The 23,808-nt window shown below is 59.6% G+C and carries 24 protein-coding genes; 12 read left to right on the top strand and 12 right to left on the bottom strand.

Annotated elements, in window-relative coordinates:
- Positions 1-43: 43 nt before the first annotated feature.
- From pyrF to B3527_RS15360, 3 genes are read right to left on the bottom strand one after another with little or no spacing between them, the layout of a single operon-like run.
- Positions 44-943, bottom strand: a complete 900-nt coding sequence (gene pyrF, locus B3527_RS15370; RefSeq protein WP_290480421.1) for an orotidine-5'-phosphate decarboxylase — start codon at positions 941-943, stop codon at positions 44-46.
- Entirely contained in the window at positions 940-1,761 is an 822-nt protein-coding gene (locus B3527_RS15365; RefSeq protein WP_034817667.1) for a S1 family peptidase, read from the bottom strand. The genes pyrF and B3527_RS15365 overlap by 4 nt, the downstream gene beginning before the upstream one ends.
- A gap of 19 nt (positions 1,762-1,780) precedes the next feature.
- Positions 1,781-2,212, bottom strand: a complete 432-nt coding sequence (locus tag B3527_RS15360) for a DUF350 domain-containing protein (protein WP_206991942.1) — start codon at positions 2,210-2,212, stop codon at positions 1,781-1,783.
- A 93-nt stretch (positions 2,213-2,305) separates the two neighbouring features.
- Between B3527_RS15360 and B3527_RS15355 the strand changes: the two genes are divergently transcribed.
- Genes B3527_RS15355 through B3527_RS15335 form a run of 5 tightly spaced genes read left to right on the top strand, consistent with a single transcriptional unit; the run spans position 2,306 to position 5,000 of the window.
- Entirely contained in the window at positions 2,306-3,088 is a 783-nt protein-coding gene (locus tag B3527_RS15355; protein ID WP_290480420.1) for a 3-hydroxybutyrate dehydrogenase, read from the top strand.
- A gap of 53 nt (positions 3,089-3,141) precedes the next feature.
- Entirely contained in the window at positions 3,142-3,498 is a 357-nt protein-coding gene (locus B3527_RS15350) for a hypothetical protein (protein ID WP_290480419.1), read from the top strand.
- 47 nt (positions 3,499-3,545) lie between these two features.
- Positions 3,546-4,193 (top strand): hypothetical protein, encoded by a 648-nt coding sequence (locus B3527_RS15345; protein WP_290480418.1) that lies wholly within the window; start codon positions 3,546-3,548, stop codon positions 4,191-4,193.
- 19 nt (positions 4,194-4,212) lie between these two features.
- Positions 4,213-4,617, top strand: coding sequence for a heavy-metal-associated domain-containing protein (locus B3527_RS15340; protein ID WP_290480417.1), 405 nt, complete (start codon positions 4,213-4,215; stop codon positions 4,615-4,617).
- The gene (locus B3527_RS15335) at positions 4,614-5,000 is read left to right on the top strand and encodes a hypothetical protein (RefSeq protein ID WP_273014037.1); all 387 of its coding nucleotides are present in this window, start codon (positions 4,614-4,616) and stop codon (positions 4,998-5,000) included. The genes B3527_RS15340 and B3527_RS15335 overlap by 4 nt, the downstream gene beginning before the upstream one ends.
- Positions 5,001-5,039: 39 nt before the next feature.
- On the opposite strand, the gene B3527_RS15330 is transcribed toward B3527_RS15335, so the two are convergent.
- Positions 5,040-5,681 carry an SCO family protein gene (locus B3527_RS15330; RefSeq protein WP_273014033.1) on the bottom strand — a complete coding sequence of 214 codons (642 nt, stop codon included), beginning with the start codon at positions 5,679-5,681 and terminating at the stop codon, positions 5,040-5,042.
- 62 nt (positions 5,682-5,743) lie between these two features.
- On the opposite strand from B3527_RS15330, the gene B3527_RS15325 reads away from it, so the two are divergent.
- The 3 genes from B3527_RS15325 to B3527_RS15315 all read left to right on the top strand — a co-directional run bounded on the left by B3527_RS15325 (position 5,744) and on the right by B3527_RS15315 (position 10,084).
- Complete coding sequence (locus B3527_RS15325; protein WP_290480416.1) at positions 5,744-7,114, top strand: ActS/PrrB/RegB family redox-sensitive histidine kinase; 1,371 nt, start codon at positions 5,744-5,746, stop codon at positions 7,112-7,114.
- 47 nt (positions 7,115-7,161) lie between these two features.
- On the top strand, positions 7,162-7,734 hold the full coding sequence (locus B3527_RS15320; protein ID WP_035549182.1) for an ActR/PrrA/RegA family redox response regulator transcription factor: 573 nt from the start codon (positions 7,162-7,164) through the stop codon (positions 7,732-7,734).
- A 109-nt stretch (positions 7,735-7,843) separates the two neighbouring features.
- Entirely contained in the window at positions 7,844-10,084 is a 2,241-nt protein-coding gene (locus tag B3527_RS15315) for a TonB-dependent receptor (RefSeq protein ID WP_290480415.1), read from the top strand.
- 3 nt (positions 10,085-10,087) lie between these two features.
- Here B3527_RS15315 and B3527_RS15310 read toward each other — a convergent pair whose 3' ends face one another.
- Positions 10,088-12,151 carry an ArnT family glycosyltransferase gene (locus B3527_RS15310; protein ID WP_290480414.1) on the bottom strand — a complete coding sequence of 688 codons (2,064 nt, stop codon included), beginning with the start codon at positions 12,149-12,151 and terminating at the stop codon, positions 10,088-10,090.
- A 155-nt stretch (positions 12,152-12,306) separates the two neighbouring features.
- On the opposite strand from B3527_RS15310, the gene B3527_RS15305 reads away from it, so the two are divergent.
- On the top strand, positions 12,307-13,038 hold the full coding sequence (locus tag B3527_RS15305) for a glycosyltransferase family 2 protein (RefSeq protein ID WP_084333547.1): 732 nt from the start codon (positions 12,307-12,309) through the stop codon (positions 13,036-13,038).
- Here B3527_RS15305 and B3527_RS15300 read toward each other — a convergent pair.
- Positions 13,035-13,388, bottom strand: coding sequence for a nuclear transport factor 2 family protein (locus B3527_RS15300; protein WP_034817639.1), 354 nt, complete (start codon positions 13,386-13,388; stop codon positions 13,035-13,037). The two genes, B3527_RS15305 and B3527_RS15300, sit on opposite strands and share 4 nt — an antisense overlap.
- Before the next feature lie 11 nt (positions 13,389-13,399).
- Entirely contained in the window at positions 13,400-14,656 is a 1,257-nt protein-coding gene (gene ccrA, locus B3527_RS15295; RefSeq protein ID WP_034817636.1) for a crotonyl-CoA carboxylase/reductase, read from the bottom strand.
- A 162-nt stretch (positions 14,657-14,818) separates the two neighbouring features.
- Between ccrA and B3527_RS15290 the strand changes: the two genes are divergently transcribed.
- A complete protein-coding gene (locus B3527_RS15290) occupies positions 14,819-15,703 on the top strand; it encodes an aminotransferase class IV (protein ID WP_290480413.1) in 885 nt (294 codons plus the stop codon).
- Here B3527_RS15290 and B3527_RS15285 read toward each other — a convergent pair.
- Both B3527_RS15285 and B3527_RS15280 read right to left on the bottom strand, forming a co-directional pair.
- Entirely contained in the window at positions 15,649-15,951 is a 303-nt protein-coding gene (locus tag B3527_RS15285; RefSeq protein WP_034817631.1) for a SemiSWEET transporter, read from the bottom strand. The genes B3527_RS15290 and B3527_RS15285 overlap by 55 nt on opposite strands.
- Before the next feature lie 113 nt (positions 15,952-16,064).
- Positions 16,065-16,583, bottom strand: coding sequence for a hypothetical protein (locus tag B3527_RS15280; RefSeq protein ID WP_290480412.1), 519 nt, complete (start codon positions 16,581-16,583; stop codon positions 16,065-16,067).
- A 125-nt stretch (positions 16,584-16,708) separates the two neighbouring features.
- Between B3527_RS15280 and B3527_RS15275 the strand changes: the two genes are divergently transcribed.
- Both B3527_RS15275 and rimK read left to right on the top strand, forming a co-directional pair.
- Entirely contained in the window at positions 16,709-18,694 is a 1,986-nt protein-coding gene (locus tag B3527_RS15275) for a protein meaA (RefSeq protein WP_290480429.1), read from the top strand.
- Positions 18,695-18,775: 81 nt separating this feature from the next.
- On the top strand, positions 18,776-20,200 hold the full coding sequence (gene rimK / locus B3527_RS15270; RefSeq protein WP_034817624.1) for a 30S ribosomal protein S6--L-glutamate ligase: 1,425 nt from the start codon (positions 18,776-18,778) through the stop codon (positions 20,198-20,200).
- Here rimK and B3527_RS15265 read toward each other — a convergent pair.
- From B3527_RS15265 to B3527_RS15255, 3 genes are all read right to left on the bottom strand, one after another.
- Positions 20,187-21,455 carry a multidrug effflux MFS transporter gene (locus tag B3527_RS15265; protein ID WP_242517444.1) on the bottom strand — a complete coding sequence of 423 codons (1,269 nt, stop codon included), beginning with the start codon at positions 21,453-21,455 and terminating at the stop codon, positions 20,187-20,189. The genes rimK and B3527_RS15265 overlap by 14 nt on opposite strands.
- 130 nt (positions 21,456-21,585) lie before the next feature.
- A complete protein-coding gene (locus B3527_RS15260; protein WP_034817622.1) occupies positions 21,586-22,158 on the bottom strand; it encodes a CC0125/CC1285 family lipoprotein in 573 nt (190 codons plus the stop codon).
- A gap of 167 nt (positions 22,159-22,325) precedes the next feature.
- Entirely contained in the window at positions 22,326-23,756 is a 1,431-nt protein-coding gene (locus tag B3527_RS15255) for an aldehyde dehydrogenase family protein (RefSeq protein ID WP_034817621.1), read from the bottom strand.
- Between the last annotated feature and the right edge of the window lie 52 nt (positions 23,757-23,808).

Below are 23,808 nucleotides of genomic sequence, written 5' to 3'. Positions count from 1 at the left end.
AAGAGTAGATGAGGCAGGCCGATTGTCGAGGCCTGTCTTAAGGTCAGCCCGACGCTACAGGCACGCGTCCGGCATGTATGGAGAGATCAGTCTGAGCAGCTTCAATGGCGGCCACAATGAGCGCGTGCCAGTCGGCTTGGCTTTCTACGGTGTCTGATCCGGCCGGGAATGTGACGGAGCGCGATGCATTCACGACGCCGCCTTCGAGGCGATTTGAAACCGCCTTGAATCCCGCAAGCGCATCTTCGGCCCCGCCGCCCTGCGCGCCATAGCCCGGCACCAGAAACAGCGCGTCCGGCGCGAGCTGTCGCAATTGGCGGGCCTCACCCGGGCCCGTCGCGCCCGCCACCAGCATCAGGCTGGACCATTCGCCCGCCCCCTTCAGGCGCTGGATCGCCGGGGCGAGCGCCTCAACGACGCGTGCATAGAGTGGGGCGCCCTCAAGGTCTCTCGCCTGAAAATCGGCTGAGCCGGGATTGGACGTGCGCGCGAGCACGACGACCCCCTTGCCGTTTGCCTCGGCCTCTTCGAGGAAGGGCTCCAACGTATCGAGGCCCATATAAGGGTTTACCGTCACGGCATCGGAGGGGAACGGCGCCGCTTCTGACAAGTATGCGGCTGCATAGCCTCTGGCTGTTGTCCCGATGTCGCCGCGCTTGGCATCCGCGAGAACAAGAAGGCCCGCCTCTCTTGAAGCTTCGCAGACGCGTTGCAATGCGCGCATTCCGTCAGGCCCGTGCCGCTCAAACAGGCCGACTTGCGGCTTGACCACGCAGGCGCGTCCGGCCGCCGCCGCCACGACTGCTTCGCCCCAAGCGGCCACCCCTTCGGGCGTGTCCCCGCCGAACAGGTCCGGGATACGGCCAGGATGCGGGTCGATACCCACGCAGAGTGGGCCCAACTGGCGCGCGCCAGCGATGAGGCGAGAGGCAAAGCTGGTCATGGGGTGACCCGGCAGGCCACTTTCACGACCTGAAGACGGCGGCGGGCATTGTCTGACATCGGGCCGTAAGTCTCCTCGGCAAAAATCTCGGTCGGGCCATCCTCGCGTTCCACGCTCAGGCTGGTCAGGAAGGCATCTATAGATGTCGGCGCAGCCGTATAGATACGCCCGCGCCGCGGGCTCTCGGCCACGATCACGCCGCGCACAGTTCCCCCCGCATCAAAGACCGGTCCGCCAGAAATTCCCCCCAACGAACCGTTCAAGCCACGCGTCCGGCCAATCTCGGCCCAGGCAAGAATAGGTTCAGCGCCTTCCCGGCGCCCGCGCGTGATGAGTTTCGAGCGGGACATGAGTTTCGTAGCCACTTCTCCCGGTCGTCCCTGGGGGTAGCCAACATGATAACCATGCGTGCCGATGCGAAGCGGAGATACGAGATCAAGTTTTACCGAGTTGGGGCTGCGACCTGTTGAAAGAAGGGCAAGGTCATGATCTGGATCAACGACGATGCTGTCGACCGGCACATATTGCCCGGGCGCCACCAGCAGGCCGACAGAGTTGCAACCGTCCACGACATGCCGGGCCGTGATCCACTGACCATTCTTGTTCACGGCGAAAGCAGTGCCGATCCCGTCCTTGGGCTCGCTGACCTGGACAAGCACCTGTTCGTCCAATGGCGACGGCGGCGGCAGGGTCGGACCTTCGGATTCCAGGACGGTTGGCGGCGGCTCAGGTGCGTCAGCTTTTGGATCCTGCGAAAACATGGTCCAGACGACGACGCCCAGAACCAATGCATAGATCACCCAGTCAAACGAACGCATCACTGCCTGAGTACCTCCGTTAGAACCTCTGCAGGACCGGGTCCCAGAGACCCGCTGCAATGATCAGGGCTGATGCCAGCTTTGCCGCAACAAGGACGACGGCTGCGCCAGCCTCCTCCTTTTCGATCCGTTTGGGAATATCGGTGAGCAAGACATCGACGAGACGGTAGACGAGGAGCTGGATCAGGAGTGAGACGACCCCCCAGATGGCCAAGTCTATCAGGGTGACACTGGAGGCCAGACAGGAGGCAATGGGGATCGCAAGACCAACAATGGCCCCGGCCAATGCAAATCCTGCGGCCGAATTGCCTTCCTTTACGAGCGCCAGCTCCTTCCACGGGGTCAGCAGCACGTATATGGTGCTGGCGATGGCAAGCATCGCGCCAGCCGCTGCTGTCCATAACAGAAAGCGTGGGAATGCCTCGACAAAGGCAAGAGTTTCACCGCCCATAAACGCTCACTATTTCCTCTAATATCAATCGGCTCTATCAGAGCCAGACCTATTCCTACCCATAGCACGCCACAGCCTCAAGGAGACATATTCATGATCAAGGGGAAAACCGCCCTCGTTACCGGCTCCACCAGCGGGATCGGGAAGGCTATTGCAGACCGTCTTGCGCAGGAAGGCTGCAATGTCGTGCTGAACGGATTTGGCGACGCCGATGAGATCAAGGCCCTGCAGGCTGAAATGGGAAAGGAACACGGCGTACAGATCGGCTATTCAGGCGCTGACCTGACCAATCCGGACGCGATTGAAGAGATGATGGCCTATGTGACAGCCGATTTTGGCGGTACCGATATTCTGGTCAACAATGCCGGCACGCAATTTGTGTCACCCCTCGAAGAATTCCCAGTGGCCAAATGGGATCTGATCATGGCGCTGAACTTGTCAGCTGCCTTTCACACGACCCGGATGGCGATTGGACCCATGAAAGAAAAAGGCTGGGGCCGCATCATCAATACCGGCAGCGCCCACGCCAAGGTCGCTTCCCCGTTCAAGTCAGCCTATGTCGCGGCCAAGCATGGGCTTTCCGGCCTGACCAAGGTGACGGCTCTGGAGGGTGCGGAACACGGCGTACGGTGCAATCTGGTCTGTCCCGGCTATGTCCACACGCCGCTGGTCGATGGCCAGATCGACGATACGGCAAAGGCGCGCGGCATGACGCGTGATGAAGTTGTGAAAAACGTGCTGCTCGCCGCCCAGCCAACCAAGGAATTCGTGACTGCCGAGCAGATTGGCGGCTTCGTTGCCTTCCTCTGCTCGCCGGATGCTGACCAGATCAATGGGGCCGACCTCTCCATGGACGGCGGCTGGGTGGCACAATAGCTCACTGAAAGGTCATTTGACGGCGCAGCTATCGTGCGAGATAGAAAACGACGATGTTCCAAAGGATCGCCCTTCTTTGCCTCAGCCTGTTGCTGATCGCATCCGGTACGGCAAGCGCCGCGCAGGACAGCTGTCCTGCATCGGATGCGGGCCAGATGACGCATGTGATGCCTGCAATGAATGGGGATTGCGACATGGGGATGGGGTCCATGGACCACTCCCAGCCAAAAGATCAGGACGGGCCATCGCACGATACGGCTTGTTGCTGTCCGGCGATCGTCGCCGCCCTGCCGATAGCGGCAGCACCTGAAGGCCATAGCGACCTTTACCCGCCCCTGTTCAATATTCCTCTGGATGCGACGCCAATCTCGGTCGCATCCGTTCCGGAGCCGCCTCCTCCCCGGGCCTGATGATCCTCTCATAATCTCAGGATCAACCCGGAACAAAGGAGAAGGCCTTGTCCTTCCTTTCCCGCGCCGCGCCTTTCGCGGCCTGTCTAACATGGGCGGCGCTCGCTCCCATGGCAGAGGCCCGTCCCGTCTCCTACCCAGGCGGCTGGACGGTCATGCAGATGAACAATGGAGATTCCTCCTCGCTGCATGCACACTATTCACCCACCGCATCGGACTCGATCGGGTTCTATGCAGAGCGTAACTGGGCCGAAGACGTCCAGTTCACCGGCCTGCAATACAACCGGCTGCTGAAACGCTGGAACGGCCCTTCAAGCCAGGCGAACACCTATTTCAAATTGGGTGTGGGTCAGGCCGATCCGTTCGGGAGTGAGTCTCCTGAACTGTCCGGCTTTGCCGCTTTCGCCGCGGACTGGGAGACCCGCCGCTGGTTCACCTCCTATGAGGCAAAAGCCACCGACTATGCCGGCAACAAGAGCGTGCGCCATAGCGGCCGCGTCGGCGTTGCCCCGTATATCGGCGACTATGGCGACCTTCACACATGGTTGATGCTGCAGGTGGACAACCACCCCGAAAGCAATGAGCCCGTTACCACAACCCCCCTCGTCCGGTTCTTCAAGGGCGTCCAGATGGTCGAGCTCGGCTACACGCTGGAAACCGAAGAGCTGCTCGCGAACTGGATCGTCCGGTTCTGACTTTCAAAGGATACTACTCATGAAACTGATTAAACCCGCTTTCGCGTCCCTCGCTTTTTGCCTGCTCGCCGCTCCGGCACTGGCTGATGAAACGATGGATCATTCCAAGATGGACCATTCCAAGATGGATCATTCGGCGCATGCCGACATGGTCGCTGAACCCAATACCGATGCCGACCCGGCCGCTTCAGCCCAGACCGTCACCGCCAAGGTGAACGGCCTCGTCTGCGATTTTTGCGCACAGGCCGTCCGCAAGGTGTTCAAGAAGCAGGACGCCGTCGAAAGCGTCAATGTCGACCTGGACAATGGCGAAATCGTCCTTGGCCTGAAGGCTGGCGCGACGATGGATGATCAAACGATCGAAAAGCTGATCCGCAAGTCCGGTTATTCGCTCGTCAGCATCGACCGTGGTGGCGACGCATGAGCGAAGACGTAAAATCTCCCAGCACCCTGCCTGCCTTCCTGTCGCTGTTCACTTCAACCGGAACACTGATCTGCTGCGCCCTACCGGCCCTGCTGGTCAGCATCGGCGCCGGCGCGGTGATGGCAGGCCTGATCGAGGCCGTGCCGCAGATCACCTGGCTCGGCAAGAACAAGGGTCTCGTGTTCGGCGTCGCAGCGTTGATGATCGCGTTGGCTGGGGCCTGGCAATGGCATGCAAGGTCGCTGCCCTGTCCAATTGACCCGGTGAAGGCACGGGCGTGTACGCGCGCGCGCCAGCTCAGTTGGGTCGTCTGGTGGGTCAGCGTTGTCGCATTTCTGGTTGGCGGGTTCTTCGCCTTCTTCGCGGCAAGCCTGTTCATCTAAGATGTTCAGGGCCCGGCTGGAAAAGTCGGGCCCTTCATCCTAATCCTGCAGGATCTCTCCGAGACAGGCCGAGATGGTTTCAGCCGTGTCTTCATGCGTGAAGAAGGTCTTCAACTGCCAGTTCTCATCCATCAGATAGAGCAGCGACGTATGGTCCATTGTGTATTCGGACTGGCTTTCAGATTGCTCTACGCGAGAAAAGTCCGACAGGAACTCATCCGCGGCCGCGCGAATTTCCTCTGGCGTGCCCGTCAGGCCGACGAGGTTTTTCGGAAAGCGCGGCGCCTTCACATAGCTGGCCAGAACTTCGGGCGTGTCCCGTTCCGGATCCACCGAAATGAGCAATGTCTGCGGCGGCTCAACACTTTCGGGCAGCTGCTCATAGGCGCGCTCCACATTGACGAGCGTCATCGGGCAGACGTCCGGGCAATAGGTGAACCCGAAATAGATCAGCGTCGGACGACCTTTGAAATCGGCTTCCGTCACGCGCGCCCCGGAATCGGAGACGAGTGAGATCGGCCCGCCAATCTCCGGATAGGCACGGCTGAGGCAACTGGCCTGCGCACCTCCGGACTTTACCGCTCCGGCGGAGTCTTTCTCCGGCGCGCTGGCGGGAGAGCAGGCGGCCAATACGGCGGTGGCGAGCAGGGCGGATGACGTTGCAATCGATCTGAGCATCATAGGGGGGATATGCGCCGCAAGCGGCGCTTGGCGCAAGCGTCACGCTGCCGCATAAGGCGCTAATGGATGATTTGGCCCGCGACGGACACATAGATCTCGACGATGCGATCTTCACCCTTCCCCCAGAAGGGTTGGGCTCGGCGCAATCCGCCCTCGGGCGCACGCGCTTGCGCACTTTCATCACGCTGCGCTGGCTGGCCGTGGCCGGGCAAACGGCAGCGGTATTGTTCGTGTCGTTCGGACTTGGCTTCGAAATGCCGCTTGCGCTCTGCCTGTCGATCATTGCGGCGTCGGCCTGGTTGAACGTGTTCCTGTCTTTTGCCTTCCAGAGCCAGCGCCTGACGCGCGGGTGGGAGGCGACCCTGCAATTGGCATTCGATACGGTACAATTGGCTGCGCTGATCGCCGCGACGGGTGGACTGTCAAACCCGTTCCTGTTGCTTCTGGTTGCCCCCGTGACTGTTGCTGCGCTCAGTCTCAGCTCGTTCAGGGCCTCCCTTATCGCTTTGCTTGCCTTGGTATTGGCGGCCCTGATGCCGCTTATTCACATGCCCCTGCCCTGGGGTGTGGCGAACTCTTCGATTGCGCTGCCGCCTCTGTTCCAGCTTGGCCAGTTCGCAGCCCTTGCTGTCGGTGTGGTCTTCTTTGCCTTGTCAGCGGCGCGGGTCAGTCAGGATGAGGCCCGGCTCGTGCGCGCGCTCGATGCAGCGGGGGTCGTCATGGCGCGCGAGCAACGCCTGTCCGCGCTCGGTGCAATGTCTGCAATGACCACACATGAGTTGGGAACCCCGCTTGCCACGATCCATCTCGTCGCGAAGGAATTGCAGGCGGATCTCGACCCCGAGGATCCGCGCGCCGAGGACATTATCCTGATTGCCGAACAGGCCGACCGGTGCCGCGCGATCCTCGCCACGATCCGTGAAGCGCGCGAAGCAACCGACATCGTGCATGCGCGAATCCCGCTGGATGCGCTGGTGGCCGAGGCCGCTGCGCCATTCAAGGGGTTGGGCGTGGATCTGACCGTCCGGGCGGAACCTGCTGAAGATGGCACACCACGTGCGCCGACCCTGAAACGCAGTCCGGAAGTTTTGCACGCGCTGGGTGCCTTCATCGAAAATGCGGTGAGTTTCGCCGATACGCGCGTGAACGTCGTGGCGACTTGGACTGCAGACCAGATCATGGTCACAATCAGCGATGACGGCCCCGGCTTTGCCGCCGAAGTGCTGCCGAAACTGGGCGAGCCCTATGTCTCTCAACGCGGCGAGGCGCATCTGGGCGGGGGTGACATGGGGCTTGGATTCTTCATCGCCAAGACGCTGATTGAGCGCACAGGTGGCCGCATTGCGACGCGAAACCGGACGCCGCCGAAACGCGGCGCTGTGGTCCAGACCCTATGGCCACTGACTCTTTTGCAGGCGCCTGACTTGGATTAAGTGACGGTTCAGACCTATATGGCCAATATTACACCAAGGATAAGATCATGGATCGGCCAGTTAACGTAAATCTGCACGAGAGCCTCAAGGATGTTGAGGACCGCTCCTGTCTCGTCATGGATGATGATGGCCCCTTTGTGCAGCGTATGGCCCGTGCCCTGGCTCAACGCGGTTTCGTGGTCTCTGCAGTATCTTCGGTCTCTGAAGGCAAGGATATTGCCCGTCTTAACCCGCCCGCTTTCGCGGTTCTGGATCTGCGCCTGGAAGATGGCAGCGGTCTTGATGTGGTGGAAGTCCTGCAAAAGCACCGTCCTGACGCGCGCGCAGTGATCCTCACCGGATATGGCGCAATTGCGACAGCAGTCGCCGCTGTGAAGGCCGGAGCCGTCGATTATCTGTCGAAACCAGCGGATGTTGACGATATCATCCGTGCGCTCACGGCTTCGCCAGACGAAAAACCGGCTCCGCCGGAAAATCCGATGTCTGCAGACCGTGTCCGTTGGGAGCATATTCAGCGCGTGTACGAATTGTGTAATCACAATGTTTCGGAAACCGCGCGCCGCCTGAACATGCACCGACGGACGCTGCAACGCATCCTTGCAAAACGCGCCCCGCGCTAAACCTGTATCCTGTAATAGTGTTGCCAGAATACGTCGCTTTGGCTGACGCAGCCTCGGCATCAGCTAAATGCAGTTGCGTCGCATTCTGAACGGCTGGTAATCGCCGCTCATGAAAAAATTTCAGTGCTCAGTCGCCCCGCTCGCCCTCCTCGCTTTTGCCCTCCCAGCCACGGCCCAGTCCGATGACCCGGTGAACCGGCTGGACACGATCGTCACCACCGCCACCCCGAGCGCCACGCCTCTGACAGACATTCCGATGTCCGTCAGCGTGATTGATACCAGGGATCTGTCGCTGGCGGATGCTTATGTCAGTGCCGAGGACATGACTGACCTGCTGACCGGGGTTGAGGCCGCTGTCGCAAACGGTACGCAGGTCGCCTTCCAGATTCGCGGCATCGGCGCGGTTGACCATCAGGCCCTGACGCCCACCGCCGCTGCGGTCTATTCCGATGGCGTCTATCTGGCGACCAACGTCCAGACGGGCCTGATGCTGTATGATCTTGCCCGTGTGGAAGTTCTGAAAGGCCCGCAAGGCACGCTGTATGGCCGCAACGCGTCCGGGGGCGCGATTAATTTCATCTCCGCGAAACCAGGCGAGGACCAGCGCCGGTATGTTTGGGCGGGCTATGGCAACCTGAATCGCGCTGACCTGGATGGCGCCTATGGGGAGCACTACGATAATGGCTTCAGCTATCGCCTCGCCGGGCGGTACCTGTCGCGCGACGCCGCACTCGACAATATTGCCGGCCCGGAAGATGCGGGCGGTGTGCGGGACGAATTCGGTTTGCGCCTCGGCCTCAATTGGGACAAGGCGCTTGGTGGGTCCCTGCTCGTGCGCACGCACTATGAGGAAGACAATGGCGTCAATGCCGCGCCGCGCAATGATACACTTGACCTTAACGACCATGAGATCGCGGTGGGCCGTGACGGCGTTCAGGATACCGATAATGAATTCTATGGTGTCTCGGCAGAATATGAGCGCGCTGTCGGGCGGTGGACGCTGACATCTCTCACGGCCTTCGAAGGGTACAATCAGGATTACGGGTTTGACTTTGACGGGGCCGTCGCCCTGTTCGACAATCCGAACTTCAACGCCAACCTCGCCTATATCCGCGACTTCCGGCAGTACTCGCAGGAATTCCGCCTGCAGACAGACTGGGACGGCGCCAGCACCATGATCGGTGTTTCGGGATCGCTGGAAGATTTCAGCCAGACCTATACGATCTGGTGCGGCGACCTGGATGCCGACACGCTGCTCGGCACCTGTCCTTATGTCGGCGCCGCCAGCCGGGCAGGGCCAACCCCGACCTCAGATGCACGGGCGATGACTCTGATCACAGATATCAGGCAGGACCGTTCGGCTCTGGCCGCCTTCACCTATAATGAATTCGACCTCTCTGATCGGTTGACCGCTACACTCGGCGCGCGGGTAACGCATGAGCGGATTGAGGGTCAGGGAAGCGGCCGTCACATCTTTGAGGATGGCACGATTGGCTTCAACAATGTCGGGGGTCTCGGCCTGGCGGCAGGCGCGAACGAGATCGAAGAGACGCGGCTTTCGGGCAACGCGGCCCTCGCCTACGAACTCGGCCAAGGCAACGCTTATGTCTCGGTTTCCAACAGCTACAAATCGGGCGGCTTCAATGGCGAAGTCCAGAATAACGCCACTCATTTCGCTGATGCGGGCTTGTTCGACGCAGAGACCGTCACAGCCTATGAGGTCGGCTACAAGAGCCGACCAGACGATACGTTCACTTACAGCATCGCTGCATTTCTTCAGGATTATCAAGACCCGCAGGCGCGCATCTTCGTGAACTTCGCCTTGCCCGACGGTTCGAGCATTACGTCCAACTCGCTGTCCAATCTTGATGAAGCGACATCCTACGGGGTGGAAGTCGATTTGGCATGGCAGGCTACGGAACAACTTTCGCTGGATGGTGGCTTGACGCTTCTGGAAACCGAGATTGATCAGTCGTCCGACATTGGCGGAAATGCCGACACATTTGACGGCAACCCCCTCCCCTTCGCACCAGATGTCTCCGCCACCCTCGGCGGACGCTACGAGTTCGCGGTTACGGAAACGATCGAGGCCAGCCTCGCCGCACACGCCAAGTATCGCGGTGATTACTATCTCGACCCAGAGGGCCTGGACAGCCGCATGCAGGACGGCTTCACGACCCTGCAGGCAGAGGCGAACTTCGTGTTTACGGATACCGGTTTCAGCTTGACCGTATGGGGACGGAACTTGACCGATGAAGACTATGCCGTCTCAGGCTATGGCTTTATCGGGTATGACACATTCCGTTCCGACCCGCGCACCTATGGCGTGCGGATCGGCTACGAGTTCTAGAAATCAACCTGGGCAGTCGCCATAATCGAAGCGGAGGGCCCGGAAATTGACCGGGTCCCCGTTCGAATAATTCAACGCATAGTAAGGCTCGGTCTCGGTGACACAGAGGCGCATCTGGTCGGCCTGAGCGCGCAAATGGCGGATCTCGTCTTCGATCGGCGGCTCGGCCTTGCGATCCTCGAAATTGACGAGATAGACGACCGGATAAGCGGACGGGTCTTGAGGCAGGTCGAACGGGGTTTCCGGCGGGTGGAGATTCTGCGTGCCGAGAGTCAGCACATAGGAGGGCTCGGCATAGCCAAGCGCCAGGATGCGTTCCGGCGGCTGCCAGTCACACGCCTCGCCCGGCACACCGCAGACATCCTCCAGCGCCAGACGCGCCGTTTCGGTCGGCTGCACCCAGACCTGGCTCGGCAGCATGAAGATGCGGATATGCCAGCCGATTGCGACGGCTGCATAGATGGCGAACATGGCAGCATTGCACTCATGGCGCCGACTGAACTCGATGATGGCAACTCCACAAAGGCCAAAGCCGATCCACCAGAACCAAAGTGGGAACGCCCGATAATCCGCCCATGATGCGAGCACGTCTTCGGGAAAGGCTGTCGAGAAATCGCCCGCCGTTTCCGCCATGAAATAGGTTGTCACACCGGGGAATGACGCGGCAAGTAAGAGGATCGCCCCCAACGCGAACAGGATCAGGGACGCCCATCGCGTGACGGGCCACAATTCCCCTTCCATCATTTTAGCCGCTGCATAGCCTGCGAGCAGTGCGAAGGCAGGATAGGCCGGAAGGATGTAGTGACTGAGCAGGGTCGGCATCAGTTCGAAGAAGGCATAGGTCAGGACCGCCCAGGCCACGAGCATGCGGACCGCGCGTGTCTCGTCAGGTATGATCGCTTCTCCGACCGGATGCTTCGCCATCCATGTGTCGCGCCCCGACACCCACCAGAAATAGGCGAGCAAGACTGCTGGCCATGCTGGCAGCGGCTTGAGGGTGGCAATTGTGTTCAGCGCTTGTGCTGCCAGTCCCGTTCCTGCCGGGCGCGGCAGGAAGGGCAGCAGATAACTCAAGATCAACAAGACCGCGAACAATGCCGCGCCCACCAACAAAACGTGCTTCAGCCATGCCGCGCCTTGCGGCTTGATGGGCTTCAACGTCTTCCACGCCGCCACAAAGCCGGGAATGATGAACAGGGTCGCCGGGAAGAACCAGGCCGGAACATGGGTAAGATGGTAGAATGACCAGCCACCATGCCCCTCAGAGGCGCCGGTGAACTTGTCTTTCAGATCCTTGCCGACCGCGCCCTTGATGTATTGCCCATCAGTCGCAGCCTGAATCCAGAGAAACCAGGGCAGCACCATTGCCACGAAAATCGCTGGCCCCGGCCACCAGAGCAAAACGCGCCACCAGTCGCCTCCTTTTCCGTCAGTCGCCTTGGCCCAAACCCATGCCCCGATCCCGGCATAGGCGGCCACCATCGGCGTCACTGGCCCCTTGATCAGGAAGCTGGTGCCCATGCAAAACCAGAAGAGCAGCGCCATCTTTTTCGACTGGTCACGGCGCATATAAAGGCGCGCAAGCGCACCTATGCTGAGCGTTGTCAGGAAAACGAGCATTCCGTCTGTTTTGGAGATGTGCGCTTCCGATGTCAGAAGGAGCGTCGCGCCGAACAGGGCTGAGCCGACAAAGCTGGCCCTTCGCCCAACCAGGACCAGTCCGGCCCAGAAACAGGCAAGCGTTCCGAAGGCGGCCCCCAACCAGCTCGGCACGCGATAGGTCCAGATCTGCTTTGCCTCGGGCCCCGTAAACACTGCCGTCGAGGCGGCCTGCAGCCAGTGAATGCCTGCCGGCTTCTTGTTGCGCAGCTCATCCTGATACTGGATGCGGATATAATCCTGCTCCTCCAGCATTTCCTTCGAGGCCTGCGCAAACCGGCTCTCATCCCTGTCGAGGGCAGGCAAATTGAACACGCCGGGCGCGGCAGCGCCGAATGTAAGGATGAACAGGACGAACCAGGGTTTCCAGCCGGTGGAAAGTCGATCAAGCAAAGTCATGATTGCCATTTACCTTGTTCATGTCCGCGCGTCTTCAGGGTTTTGCGCTGAGATTCCTAGCGTGACAAATGCGCCGCAGGGCTCGCCTTGCGTCAAATCGCTTTGTATGAGCGTGCGAAACCTGCCTCGCGCGCTCGCGAGCCCCTGCCTGAAAGGTGCCAGCCGTGGCCCAGTCGCTTGAATTCTCCATCGTTGTTCCGGTTCACAATGAATCCGGCAATGTCGAATCCCTGATCACCGAGATTCACCGCGCGCTCGATGGGCGCGCATTCGAAATGGTGTTCGTCGATGATGCGTCGACCGATGACACGCGGGCGCGCCTGATCGAACTGAAGGAGCGCTTTCCGATGTTGCGCGTGATCGGGCACCGCAACAATGCCGGGCAGAGCCGGGCCATCCGTTCCGGAATAATGGCGGCGCGCGCGCCGGTGATTGGCACGCTGGATGGCGATGGACAGAACGATCCAGCCGATCTGCCAGACCTGTACCGCCAGCTGACGCGGGCAGATGCGCCGGAATCGCTGAAAATGGTTATGGGCCGCCGCACCAAGCGTAAAGACACTGCCTGGAAGCGGTTTGGCAGCAGTTTTGCCAACAAGATCCGCAAACGCCTGCTGCGGGATGATTGCGACGATGCTGGCTGTGGCGTGAAGGCGATCTATCGGGAAGCCTTCCTGAGGTTGCCCTATTTCGATCATATCCATCGCTACGTCCCTGCCCTGATGCAGGCCGAAGGCTTCGATGTGGAATATCGCGACGTGAATCATCGCGAGCGTCGTAGCGGAACATCGAACTATACGAATTTTGGCCGATTGGCCGATGCCCTGTCCGATTTGCGGGGCGTTATGTGGTTGGTCCGCCGTCGGCGCAATCCGGGCGGCATGGACGAGCTTTAGCCGTAGGTCGCGACAGCGATACAGATCTCGCCATCCTCATCGAAAATAAAAGTTTCAGCCGCGTTCTGGCCGCGATGGTTGGTGTAAAGCAACGTGATCGCGTCTGATCCGGTCAACACGTCTTCCAGTTCAAAATACAGATCACTCGCGCTGGCCATTGCGGCCTGCCAGTATTTGCGCAGCCCCGCTTTTCCAGTCAGGAAATCCTCATCCGTCCCCATCACCAGCGCAATGCGCGGCGAATGGAACACGACCCCGTCGGCATAGTGCGACAGCACAGCGTCGAGGTCGTGATCATTCCAGGCTGCTACCCATTCACGGGCAAACGAATCAGCGTCCGGTCTGGCCATACGGCCTGTTACTAGGCTTGGCCGTTTACCGCCAGAACATCTTCAACCGTTCGGAGACCCGGCTTTGGTGAGGTCACCAGAACAGCCATGTTTCCAGGCAGATGCTTGTTGTCCAGCATCTTGTCGTGCGCGGCCGGAATGTCTTCCCATGGGAAGACTTCGGACATGCCCGGATCAATGCGCCGGTTGATCACCAATTGGTTCGCGGCGCTTGCCTGTTTCAGGTTTGCGAAATGGCTGCCCTGTACCCGCTTCTGCCGCATCCAGAGGAAGCGCGCATCCATGGTCAGGTTGAAGCCGGTCGTACCGGCGCAGATGACGACCATGCCGCCACGCTTCACAACGAACACAGACACAGGGAAAGTCGACTCACCCGGATGTTCGAAGACGATGTCGACATCCTTCTTGTCAGTGAGTTCCCAGATCGCCTTGCCGAACTTTCGGCTCTCTTTCATATAGTCATTGAATTCCGGGCCGTTCACGGTCGGCAGCTGCCCCCAGCAATTGAAGTCCTTGCGGTTGAGCACGCCCTTGGCGCCAAGACTGAGCACATGCTCTTTCTTGTCATCGCTTCCGACGACCCCAATCGCGTTCGCCCCCGTGACAGCACAAAGCTGGACACCGAAGCTGCCAAGGCCGCCCGAGGCGCCCCAGACAAGGACATTGTCTGCCGGCTTCACGATGTGCGGGCGGTGGCCGAACAGCATGCGGTAGGCTGTGGCAAGCGTCAGTGTGTAGCAGGCGCTCTCTTCCCAGGTCAGATGCTTGGGGCGCGGCATGCATTGGCGCGCCTGTACGCGGCAGAATTGGGCGAAGGAGCCGTCTGGAGTTTCGTAGCCCCAGATACGCTGACTGGGCGAGAACATCGGGTCGCCGCCATTACATTCCTCGTCGTCGCCATCATCCTGGTTGCAGTGGATGACCACTTCGTCACCCGGCTTCACGCGTGTCACTTTGCGACCGACAGCCCATACGATCCCGGACGCGTCGGACCCTGCAACATGGAAATCCTGCTTGTGAACGTCGAACACGGACATCGGCTCGCCAAGTGCGGCCCAGATGCCATTATAGTTCACGCCAGCTGCCATCACGAGGACCAGCACTTCGTCGGAATCGATTTCCGGAACCGGAACCTGTTCCAGCTGCATCGCCGTTGACGGACGCCCGTGACGGTCGCGGCGGATCGCCCAGGCGTGCATCATCTTCGGAACGTGGAACTCCGGCGGGATCTCGCCGAGCTCGTAAATATCTTTGGTTTCCCTTGCCATGGCAGGGGGGCCCTCCTCCTTGATTACATTTCCGGGATGGTCTGGCGCACAATTATTCGTGGCTTCACAAACCACCCGGTTCCCGCCACCTTGGCCGCTGAACGAAGAGCTTGCAAGAATTTTGTTGCGCTGCACAAATTTCGAAAAAGGGGCGTTGCAATCATGTCTATCGGCGACACGGTTTATCTGAACGGAGTCTTCACCCAGCGGAAAGACGCCCTGATCTCCCCACTGGACCGGGGATTCCTGTTTTCTCACGCAGCCTATGAAGTGACCGCTGTTTACGGCGGAAAACTGATCGATTTCGAAGGTCATGTGTCGCGCCTCGGCAACACGCTGGAAGCAATTTCGATCCCTAACCCACATGACGCGGCCGCGTGGGAGGACATTCACAGCCAGTTGATCGCCCGCAACGGCCTTTCAGAGGGACTGATCTATCTCGAAGTTACAGCAGGCGCCTACGACTCCCGGGATTTTGCTGGCCCGGAGACCTTCACACCCACAATTTTCCTGTATGCGGATCATCGCCCCCTGATCAGTGATAAAGCCGAGCAGGGCATTCGCGCCATCTTCCTGAACGACATTCGCTGGCGTCGGCGCGATATCAAGACAACTCAACTCCTGTCGCAGGCCCTCGCCTACCGCGCTGCGCGCGAAGCCGGCGCCGAAACCGCGTTCATGGTCGAGGATGGCCACGTCACCGAAGCGGCCTCAGCCAATACATGGATCGTGACCGAGGAGGGCCGGATCATCACGCGCAATCTGTCCAGCGACATACTGCCCGGAATTACGCGCGCCCATGTCATTGCCCGGCTTCGCAATCAGGGACTGGATATCGAGGAGCGCGCCTTCACACCGGATGAGGCATACGCTGCCAAGGAGATCTTCACGACCTCAGCGGGGGCTATGATTGCTCCTGTCATACAGCTGGAGGATCGACCGGTCGGCACCGGCAAGCCGGGCCCTGTTACGCGGCAAGTACAGCGCCTCTATTATGAGGCGATTGGCGCTGATGTGGAAAAGGTCGCGGCTTGGGCTTTGGCCTGAAGCGAGTGACGCACTTTGAGGGCCAGGATCATACTGGCCAACAGCAGCGTGACGCTATTGGCCACGATCATGGGGAGCGATCCCAGCAGAATGCCATAGACCAGCCAACCTGCGACGCCGGTAGTGAACATCGCATACATGATCAGCGAAATCCCATCAGTCCTTCCGGTGCGAATGACCATCAGGGCCTGAGGCAGGAAAGACAGGGTCGTCAGAGCTGCGGCCATCAGGCCAATCATGTCAGACATTGAGGGGAAATTCCTTTAGAGCCCGCGCCGTATAGCCGATTTGCAGCCCTCACGAAACCGCCTGGAATCGCATGGTGCTCATGAATGTTTGCGGTAACGAGACCATACCCGTTTCAGTCGCGGTCGATCACTTCGCCTTCGATGATTTCACCCGGCCCTACGCCAGCCTGAGACGCCCCGCCCGGCGGCGTGATATTGGCGTTCATCTGGGCCATGACACTCGACACTTCCCGGGTCGCCATGCGCGCGCTGATGGCATTGGCCAGCAGAGCAACGCCAGCCACGGCAGAAAAAAGACCAAGATCAGTCAGACCGAGCCCCCGCGCCAGAATGGTCTCACGAAACAGAGCGAGCACGCCAAGGCTGACAATGAACAGGCCAGCCAGAAAGCCTGCTCGCACAGCAAAGCCGGGCAATAATCCCGTGATGGCGGGGTACCCCTCATTCCCGGACAAACGGTGCAGTCGAAACCGCTCGACCCAGCTGACCGCCAACATGCCCGCTGCGAGCAAGGCGACCATGAGCACACTACGCTCCATCAGCGCTGCAATCACCACACCGACCGGAAAGGCCAGGATAGCGACAATCCGCAAAAGCAGGGCAGTCTGGATCACATTGGTCGGTGGGTTCACGGCAATCTCCTCTCGCCTACATCTGGTTGTTCAGACATCCTGACGCAAGCAGCAGCGCTTGCCTTGTGACGTTGCACGCGGCATGCTGCGCCGCAACATAACAAGGGGAGAATTCCGTGGCAGACATGGATAAAGCATACCAGCACGCACCGGACCGCCCGTGGATTTTCCGGACCTATGCCGGACATTCAACGGCAACAAAATCCAACGAACTGTATCGCGGCAACCTCGCCAAGGGTCAGACAGGCTTGTCGATTGCCTTCGACCTGCCCACCCAGACCGCGTATGACGCAGACCACATCCTCTCCAAGGGCGAAGTTGGCAAAGTGGGTGTGCCGGTCAAGCATCTCGGCGACATGCGCCTCCTGTTCGACCAGCTGCCGCTGGAAGAGATGAACACATCAATGACGATCAATGCGCCAGCCGCCTGGATGCTGGCGCTGTATGTGGCACTGGCGGATGAGCGCGGAGATGATCGCAAGAAACTGCGCGGCACCACTCAGAATGACATTGTGAAGGAATACCTTTCGCGCGGCACCTATGTATTCCCGCCGGAACCGAGCCTGCGTCTGATCTCGGATATGGTCAGCTGGTGCTACACCGAGGTCCCGAAATGGAATCCGATGAATGTCTGCTCTTACCATTTGCAGGAAGCGGGCGCGACGCCGGAACAGGAACTCGCCTATGCTTTGGCCACGGCAATCTCGGTGCTGGATACCGTAAAAGCCGGAGGGCAGGTTCCGGAATCAGACTTTGAAACGGTCTTCGGTCGAATTTCCTTCTTCGTGAACGCCGGAGTTCGTTTCGTTACGGAACTTTGTAAGATGCGTGCCTTTGTGGAACTCTGGGAAGAGATTGGCCGCGAACGCTATGGCGTGACCAGTCCGAAGGCGCTGCTATTCCGCTATGGCGTGCAGGTGAACTCGCTTGGCCTGACCGAGCCGCAGCCTGAAAACAATGTCTATCGCATCCTGATCGAGGCAATGGCCGTCACCCTGTCGAAGAAGGCTCGCTGCCGGGCCCTGCAGCTGCCGGCCTGGAATGAGGCGCTGGGCCTGCCACGCCCGTGGGACCAGCAATGGTCGCTGCGTCTGCAGCAGATCCTCGCCTATGAAACAGACCTCCTGGAATACGAAGACATCTTCGACGGCAGCCATGTCATCGAATCCAAAACAGAAGAGCTGAAGGCGCTGGCGCGGGATACGCTGGCTGACCTCGATGCGCGGGGCGGCGCAATCCAGTCGATCGACCATATGAAGGAGAGCCTCGTCGGCGCACATATTGATCGCATCAAGGCGATTGAGAGCGGTGATCTGACCGTGGTTGGCGTCAACCGCTATGTCGAGACGGCGGAGAGCCCACTCGCAGGCGGCGACGGATCGATCCAGACGGTCGACCCGGCAGAGGAATCCGCTCAGGTTCGCGACCTGAAAGAATGGCGCAGCAAACGCGATGCAAGCGCCGTTGAAAATGCGCTCGCAGCGCTGAAGCAAGCCGCACAGGACGGGACCAATATCATGGAGCCCTCGATTGCCTGCGCGAAGGCCGGCGTCACGACAGGTGAATGGGGCACGGCAATGCGGGACGTGTTTGGCGAATTCCGAGCACCCACGGGCGTCGCCATGGTTATCAAGACCGATGGCGAGGAAGATGCGGCCGCTGTCCGCAAGGACGTCGAGCGTGTTTCCGAAGCGCTCGGGCGCCAGCTGACCTATGTGCTCGGCAAGCCGGGCCTCGACGGCCATTCCAACGGCGCCGAACAGATCGCGGCACGGGGCCGGGAAGTCGGCATGAATGTCGTCTATGAGGGCATTCGGTTCACGCCGTCGGAGATTGCTGCGCAGGCCAAAGAAGCGAATGCACATGTCGTTGGGCTGTCCATTCTCTCTGGCAGCCACCTTGATCTGGTACGCGAAACAATTGCCGAGCTGCGCGCGGTCGGCCTCGGAGACGTGCCGGTCGTCATCGGCGGCATCATTCCGCCGGAAGATGCCCGCGCCCTGCGCCAGATGGGCATTGCCCGTGTCTACACGCCCAAGGATTTCAAGATCACCGAAATCATGGGCGACGTGGTCGGAATCGTCGAGAAAGCCTGGCTGGTCGAAGGCTGATCCGCTGCGTTCTGCGGATAAGAGATTGAATACCTGCCGGTTCACCTTTATCGGGCGCGAACTGGCAGGAAGGCTTTCATAATGTCGCAATCAGACCCGTTCCAACTCGGCTGGGAAGAGTGGCTGACTCTGCCCGACCTCGGCTTGCCCGCGATCAAGGCGAAGGTGGATACCGGCGCGCGCACGTCTGCACTGCACGCCAGCGTCATTGAGCCATTCGGGCCTGCCGATGCACCACAGGTGCGCTTCCTGATCCAACCGGACCCGAGTGATCCGGGCTTGGAAATCACATGTTCCGCGCCGGTTGTAGACCGCCGCGACGTGACCAGCTCCAATGGGGACACCGAGCTGCGTTATGTGATCCAGACCGATGTCGAGATGGGCGGACGCCGCTGGCCGATCCAGCTGACGCTGACCAATCGCGAGAGCATGACCTACCGCATGCTGTTCGGCCGCGGCGCGATCCAGCCGGACATGATCGTCAACGCAAACGCGTCTTTCCTTCAGCCGAAACTCGACTTTGCAGCCTATGCGGGCCTGCCAAAAAAGAAGCCCGTCAAACGTCCATTGCGCATTGCGTTGCTCACGCGCGAGCCGCGGAATTATTCAAGTCTGCGCCTCATCGAAGCGGCACAGGAGCGAGGCCACGTGATCGAGGCCATCGATACCGCACGCTGTTACATGCAGATTGGCACGACACATCCGCAAGTCCACTATGATGGCAAGGCACTGCCCCGCTATGACGCGGTGATTCCGCGCATCGGGGCAGGGATTACAGATTACGGCTTGGCCGTGCTGCGACAGTTCACCAATACCGGCGCATTCTGCTTGAACAGTGCCAGTGCGATCGGCCATTCGCGCGACAAGCTGATGGCGCACCAACTGCTTGCCCGCGCCAAGATCGACATGCCGGTCACGGCCTTTGCGCACAGTCCGAAAGACACCAAGGATCTGATCTCGCTGGCGGGAGGCGCGCCTGTGGTGGTGAAATTGCTCTCATCCACGCAAGGCAAGGGCGTCGTGCTCGCCGAGACCCGCAAGGCTGCGGAAAGCCTGATTGATGCCTTCCGGGGTCTGGAAGCAAACTTTCTGGTACAGGAATTCGTCGAAGAAGCTGCAGGCACCGATGTTCGGGCGTTCGTCGTCGGCAACAAAGTGGTCGGCGCAATGAAGCGCCAGGCCCAGAAGGGCGAGTTCCGCTCAAACCTCCATCGCGGCGGAACGGCCTCTACCATCAGGCTGTCCCGCACCGAACGCGACACGGCCCGGGAGGCCGCCAAAGTACTGGGCTTGCGCGTCGCAGGTGTCGACCTGCTGCAAACCGAGAAAGGCCCCAAAGTGCTGGAGGTAAACTCTTCGCCGGGTCTCGAAGGCATCGAATCGGCCAGCGGCAAAGACATTGCCGGCCTGATCATCGAGCATCTGGAAAGCCAGGTTCGGCCCTTGTCTCGCATTCGCGAACCGGCCGCCCGAAAGCGCCGGCAAGCCAAGCTCAGCGAGAGCTGAACAATTTGCCCTTCTCGGTGATCAATACGATCACGAGCGAGCCCACCCCAAGACACGCAAACCCGAGAACGAGCGGCACCGTCGTGCCATTGTAGTAGCTTCCGATCAGAATTCCGAGAATGCTTGAAACTGTCGTCGTGGCGAAGCCGTAAGCTGCGGAAGCCGTGCCTGCAATCTTGCCCAACGGCTCCATGGCGAGTGCCGAGAAGTTTGCACCCATCAGGCCAAAACAGGCAAATGTCATCGCGAACATCGGGAAAAACCATAACAGGCTCTCGCCGAAGAAATGCGTCACCAGCGCCAGCGACGTCGACATGATGATGAAGAACACCATTGCGGCATGACTGATGCGGCGCATGCCAATTCTCTCAACCACGCGGGAGTTGAACAGATTTGCGCATGCGAGCGCACCTGCCACACCAGCAAACCAGAACGCGAATGTTTCTTCCTGGCCGAAGACATCCCGAAAGATCTGCTCTGAAGATCCGATAAATGAGAACAATGCGCCGAATATGACACCGGAAGCGCACATGTAACCGAACGTGATGCGACTACGTATGACTGCCATATAGCTGCTGGCGGCAGACGAAACATTCAGAGGATTGCGCGCCTCGGGCGCCAGGGTTTCTGGCAAGCGCAACCATGTCCATGCAAGCAAAAGCCCGCCGAACAAGGCAAGGACGCCGAATATCCATTGCCAGGGGGCGACGAACAGGATCAGCTGACCCATGGCAGGCGCGATCATGGGCACAACCATGAAAATGGTCATGACCAATGACATGAAACCCGCCATACGCCGGCCTGCATAAAGATCACGGACGACCGAAACAGCCACAAGCCGGGCGCCTGAAGCAAAAACGCCCTGCAGGAAACGCGCAGCAAGCAGCGCATGAAAATCCTTTAGCGCGATACAGAGTAGCGCAGTCAGCGAGTAACCAACCAATCCGACGAACAAGGGGACGCGCCGTCCGAAGCGGTCGGAAATCGGCCCCCAAACGAGTTGAGGCGCGCCGAAGCCCAATACATAGGAAAACACAATCATCTGCTGACGATTGGCATCCTCCGGGGAAGCACCTGTCAGACCGATCGAATCCGCGATCTCACCCAGTGCAGGCAGCATGATGTCAATGGCGAGCGCGTTAAGCGCCATCAGCGCCGCAACCATGACGACCATCTCCGTGCGCCCCGGCACAGGTCGACCATGGGCACCTTGCAAGGTGCGCGGCTCAGGAACGGGCATTTCGGAGTCCGGCATGGGTTCGACAGGCTTTCTTGAGATTCTCAAGGGCCCTATCTGGGCCTCCTGCAAAGGAATGGCCAGTGTCCAGACCAGAAAAAAGCCCCGCCAAATGGCGGGGCTGCAATGCGAATTCGCGGGTCGAGGACTATTTCAGCTCCGGTCTCATGATGTTTGGGCTGAGATTGAAGACAACTTGCTCTGCATCAAAATAGGCGGCATCGGCGGGCTTTTCGCCCTTACCCATCAGGATTTCTGCAGACGCGACATAGCTCGTCCGCTCACGGTATTCCCGTGGGCCGCCCCAATAAGCGTCATAAGGTCCAAACGCAGAATAGCGTGACCGACGGAATGGGTCATGATAGTAGGCCGCATAAGGGCCGAAGTATCTGTAATTCAGGTGGAAATGGTCGTAATAGGGCGAGCCTCCGCCAACCGGCACAAGGCGGCTTTCAGAATCTGTGTCGCGGCGTACGACCCGGAAGTGGTCATACCCGTTCAGTCGGGTCAGCTCCGCAGCCCGGTAGAGCAAATAGGTCTCTACGGTCTTTCGATCTGTCAGGGAGTTTCCGGAAAACTCGACCTGGAACCGATTGTCCTCGATCTTCATTTCCGAATAACCGCGATCGCCATCCAGAGCGGCCTGATATGGCGTTGCGGTCGCGCAGGCGCCGAGCACGGCCAAGGCAGCGATTGCACCTGTAAGCTTGAATTTGGGCATGGAATATCACCCTCCAAAGCGATGTTTCCTGTAATGTATGGGGGAAGTTAGCTGAACACTAGTTGAATTGGCTTCACAATTCAGAGAGCCGCCTGATCGATGTCAATCAGGCAAACAAAAAGGGCGACCCGAAGGCCGCCCCATAATATTTTCAGCCGTGAAACAGACTAGGCGGCCTTGTAGCCCATGACTGCCTTGACTTCGAGAAACTCCTCAAAGCCATGCTCGCCCCATTCCCGGCCGTTGCCGGATTGGCCGTAGCCACCGAATGGTGCTGTGAAGTCTGGCCGCGCACCATTGACCTGAATCTGACCGGCACGAATGCGGTTGGCCACTTTGCGGGCTTCATCTTCAGCGCCCTGCACATAGCCTGCCAGGCCATAGACTGTGTCATTGGCCATTTCGACAGCATCATCCACATCCTCATATGGGATCATGACGAGCACTGGCCCGAAGATTTCCTCACGCGCAATGGTCATGTCATTGGTGACATTCGCAAACACGGTTGGACGCGCGAAATAGCCCTTGTTGAAGCCTTCCGGACGGCCTGGTCCACCGGCGACCAGCGTCGCGCCTTCCTTGATGCCGGTCTCGATCAGATCCTGAACCTTCTGGTACTGGTTGCCGTTCGAAATCGGACCGATAGCGCCCGGTGAGGCTTCACCTGGCATCATCACTTTCACCGATTCAGCCGCTGCCTTTGCGATCGCAATCGCCTGGTCCTGCTGGTCCTTCTGGACGAACATGCGCGATGGCGCGTTACAGGACTGACCCGTATTCGTCATCATCTGCATAACGCCTCCACCGACAGCCTTCTCGAGGTCTGCGGATGGCAGGATAATATTCGGGCTCTTGCCGCCGAGTTCCTGTGCGACGCGCTTTACGGTCGGCGCAGCCGCCTGAGCCACAAGCACACCTGCGCGTGTGGAACCGGTGAAGCTCATCATGTCGACGTCAGGGTGTGAGGACAGCGCCGAACCGACACCCGGACCATCTCCGTTGACGAGGTTGAATACGCCCTTCGGCACACCGGCCTCGTGCATGATTTCCGTCAGGATCATCGCGTCGAGCGGCGCGATTTCGGACGGCTTGAGCACCATGGTGCACCCTGCAGCAATTGCCGGAGCAACCTTGCAGGCGATCTGGTTCAGCGGCCAGTTCCAAGGCGTGATGAATCCGCAAACGCCGATTGGCTCCTTGCGAAGCAGCGTCGTACCCTTCAGCTCCTCGAACTGATAATCACGCAGAATGGCTGCAGTGGTCGCAAAATGCCCCATACCGGCAGGCACTTGCGCCGCATTGGCAAGCCACATCGGCGCGCCCATCTCGTTCGAGATCGCTTCTGCCATTTCCGGCATTCGCGCCTGAATGCCTGCAGCGATCTTTTCGAGCAGCTCGGCGCGGTATTCCACGCTGGTCTGCGAAAATGCCGGGAAAGCCTTCCGAGCTGCGGCAACGGCCTTATCGACATCGGCCTTGGAACCAATCGAAATGACCGCGAAGTTTTCTTCAGTGGCCGGGTTCTCGATTTCCAACGTGCGCGGCTCAACGGGATCAACCCATGCACCATCGATATAGAACTGCTTGTATTCCTTCATGCCGTTCGGGCCTCCCTGTGGTCCATATGCTTGATATGACTATAGGTGAGCC

It is taken from the genome of Hyphomonas sp. UBA4505, from assembly GCF_002388685.1.
Lineage (GTDB): Bacteria > Pseudomonadota > Alphaproteobacteria > Caulobacterales > Hyphomonadaceae > Hyphomonas.
Note: the sequence above shows the minus strand (reverse complement) of the source record. Positions and strands in the feature narration are given on the sequence as shown.

Bases quoted from the DNA above. Each gene is read 5' to 3' on its own strand.
- B3527_RS15350 (WP_290480419.1), top strand. From the start codon at position 3,142: ATGTTCCAAAGGATCGCCCTTCTTTGCCTCAGCCTGTTGCTGATCGCA.
- B3527_RS15365 (WP_034817667.1), bottom strand. From the start codon at position 1,761: ATGCGTTCGTTTGACTGGGTGATCTATGCATTGGTTCTGGGCGTCGTC.
- pyrF (WP_290480421.1), bottom strand. From the start codon at position 943: ATGACCAGCTTTGCCTCTCGCCTCATCGCTGGCGCGCGCCAGTTGGGC.
- B3527_RS15325 (WP_290480416.1), top strand. From the start codon at position 5,744: ATGGATGATTTGGCCCGCGACGGACACATAGATCTCGACGATGCGATC.
- B3527_RS15315 (WP_290480415.1), top strand. From the start codon at position 7,844: ATGAAAAAATTTCAGTGCTCAGTCGCCCCGCTCGCCCTCCTCGCTTTT.
- B3527_RS15265 (WP_242517444.1), bottom strand. From the start codon at position 21,455: ATGCCGGACTCCGAAATGCCCGTTCCTGAGCCGCGCACCTTGCAAGGT.
- B3527_RS15355 (WP_290480420.1), top strand. From the start codon at position 2,306: ATGATCAAGGGGAAAACCGCCCTCGTTACCGGCTCCACCAGCGGGATC.
- B3527_RS15330 (WP_273014033.1), bottom strand. From the start codon at position 5,681: ATGATGCTCAGATCGATTGCAACGTCATCCGCCCTGCTCGCCACCGCC.
- B3527_RS15320 (WP_035549182.1), top strand. From the start codon at position 7,162: ATGGATCGGCCAGTTAACGTAAATCTGCACGAGAGCCTCAAGGATGTT.
- B3527_RS15360 (WP_206991942.1), bottom strand. From the start codon at position 2,212: ATGGGCGGTGAAACTCTTGCCTTTGTCGAGGCATTCCCACGCTTTCTG.
- B3527_RS15310 (WP_290480414.1), bottom strand. From the start codon at position 12,151: ATGGCAATCATGACTTTGCTTGATCGACTTTCCACCGGCTGGAAACCC.
- B3527_RS15335 (WP_273014037.1), top strand. From the start codon at position 4,614: ATGAGCGAAGACGTAAAATCTCCCAGCACCCTGCCTGCCTTCCTGTCG.
- B3527_RS15290 (WP_290480413.1), top strand. From the start codon at position 14,819: ATGTCTATCGGCGACACGGTTTATCTGAACGGAGTCTTCACCCAGCGG.
- B3527_RS15285 (WP_034817631.1), bottom strand. From the start codon at position 15,951: ATGTCTGACATGATTGGCCTGATGGCCGCAGCTCTGACGACCCTGTCT.
- B3527_RS15275 (WP_290480429.1), top strand. From the start codon at position 16,709: ATGGATAAAGCATACCAGCACGCACCGGACCGCCCGTGGATTTTCCGG.
- B3527_RS15255 (WP_034817621.1), bottom strand. From the start codon at position 23,756: ATGAAGGAATACAAGCAGTTCTATATCGATGGTGCATGGGTTGATCCC.
- rimK (WP_034817624.1), top strand. From the start codon at position 18,776: ATGTCGCAATCAGACCCGTTCCAACTCGGCTGGGAAGAGTGGCTGACT.
- B3527_RS15260 (WP_034817622.1), bottom strand. From the start codon at position 22,158: ATGCCCAAATTCAAGCTTACAGGTGCAATCGCTGCCTTGGCCGTGCTC.
- B3527_RS15340 (WP_290480417.1), top strand. From the start codon at position 4,213: ATGAAACTGATTAAACCCGCTTTCGCGTCCCTCGCTTTTTGCCTGCTC.
- ccrA (WP_034817636.1), bottom strand. From the start codon at position 14,656: ATGGCAAGGGAAACCAAAGATATTTACGAGCTCGGCGAGATCCCGCCG.
- B3527_RS15300 (WP_034817639.1), bottom strand. From the start codon at position 13,388: ATGGCCAGACCGGACGCTGATTCGTTTGCCCGTGAATGGGTAGCAGCC.